At 72.2% G+C, this 1,478-nt stretch carries 3 protein-coding genes; all 3 read left to right on the top strand.

Annotated features, from left to right (window positions below; translation table 11 throughout):
* Window positions 1–240 precede the first annotated feature (240 nt).
* Genes GTR02_RS21680 through GTR02_RS21670 form a run of 3 tightly spaced genes read left to right on the top strand, consistent with a single transcriptional unit; the run spans window position 241 to window position 1,301 of the window.
* On the top strand, window positions 241–633 hold the full coding sequence (locus GTR02_RS21680) for a hypothetical protein (protein ID WP_166609535.1): 393 nt from the start codon (window positions 241–243) through the stop codon (window positions 631–633).
* A gap of 32 nt (window positions 634–665) precedes the next feature.
* Complete coding sequence (locus GTR02_RS21675; RefSeq protein ID WP_166609534.1) at window positions 666–947, top strand: hypothetical protein; 282 nt, start codon at window positions 666–668, stop codon at window positions 945–947.
* A gap of 9 nt (window positions 948–956) precedes the next feature.
* Window positions 957–1,301: a hypothetical protein gene (locus tag GTR02_RS21670; RefSeq protein WP_166609533.1), complete on the top strand. Its 345-nt coding sequence runs from the start codon at window positions 957–959 to the stop codon at window positions 1,299–1,301.
* Window positions 1,302–1,478 lie beyond the last annotated feature (177 nt).

Here is a 1,478-nt window from a genome sequence, read left to right as displayed (position 1 = left end):
GATCCGCTTGATCGCGCCTGCCCGCCCGGTCGGGTCCCGGCGGGCATCGACGGCCATCCTGATCGCCCGCTCACGCAGCTCGTCGGGATACTTCCTCGGTGCAGCCATGGAGACCATCATCCTCTCGAAGGCGTGGGTTGGTGGTCCCCATCAAACCCGGGCCTTGACACCGACCGCGCCAGGTGCTCTCCGAGCGATCTAGGCTTCTCGTACCGGTGAGCTCGTGAGAACGTTCCCGCCGTGGACCTCCCCACCGGTGCGACCGATGACGAGCCCACCCGCGCCTTGACCGGCACACCGGCCACGCTGTCCGACACCGAGAGGGCCGTCCTGGGCGACCTCTCGACGGCACTGGTCCTCTCCCTGTTCGACGGCTTCACCCGCGACCACCTCGCTCGATCCATCGACCACGTGACGTTCCGGGCCGGTCGCATCAAGGTCGTTTGGGGCGTCCGGCTCACCGACGGCCGGGACGTGGTGATCAAGGCGCACCGTCGCCCGGTCGACGTGCCTGCCGTCGTCGCAGCGACGAGAGCGATGGACCTGCTGGTCGCGGCCTGGTTCCCCTGCCCTCAGCAGCTGGCCGGGCCGTCGAGGTGGCCGGGCACGTCCTGGTGGCCGAGACGCGGCTGAGCACCGGCCAGGCGACGGACGGGCGTGACCCGGTGGTGCGCCGACTGCTGGCCCGCGGACTCGCCCGGCACGTCGACCTCCTGCGCCAGACGATCTCCGAGGACCCCGACAGCGCCTTGGTCGAAGGGGCCGGCCCCGGACCGTCGTGGTGCCGCTACCAGCACGGTCCCTGGCCGGTCCCGCACGATCCGATCGTGGACTTCACCGCCTGCCCGCCGGGCTACGAGTGGCTGGACGACTTCGCGCGGCGGGCGAGTGAGCAGGTCCTGGCCCACCGCAGTCACGACGTCGTGGTCGGGCATGCCGACTGGTAGGCCGGCAACGTGGCCGTCGCCGACGGGCAGCTGGTGGGCACCTTCGACTGGGAGCTCGTCGCGGACGCCGAGGCCGTCGTGGCGGCCTTCAGCGCCGCCGGGTTCGCCTCCAGCTCCAGCGGCGGTGGCGGCTTGTCCACCCCGGAGGAGACGGCGGTGTTCCTGCAGCACTACGAACAAGCTCGCGGCGTCCCCTTCGACGAGGCGGAGCGCAGGGCCGCAGGTGCGGCGGCGGGGTGGATCGTGGCGTTCAACGCCCGGTGGGAGACCGCCATGCGCCCCGGCCTCGAGGACGGGGCCACCACGGCCCTGCTGCGGGCCCGTGGGGAGGACTACCTGTCCCTGACCTGGTGAGGACGCGCGGTCGTGCCGCCGGTCGCGCGACCGCTGCTGCCGCTGACGCCCGGTCATGCCGAGAAGCGAGCGGTCAGCGACGCGGGTGCAACGCCCGCGCGGCTCGACCAGCCACCACCGCAGCCTGCAACAGCACCCCCACCACGGCGACGTAGCTGACCCCGAAAGCCGTCACGG

The organism is Kineococcus siccus (assembly GCF_009906795.1).
In the GTDB taxonomy this organism is placed as follows: domain Bacteria; phylum Actinomycetota; class Actinomycetes; order Actinomycetales; family Kineococcaceae; genus Kineococcus; species Kineococcus siccus.
This window is presented reverse-complemented; position numbering and strand designations above follow the sequence as displayed.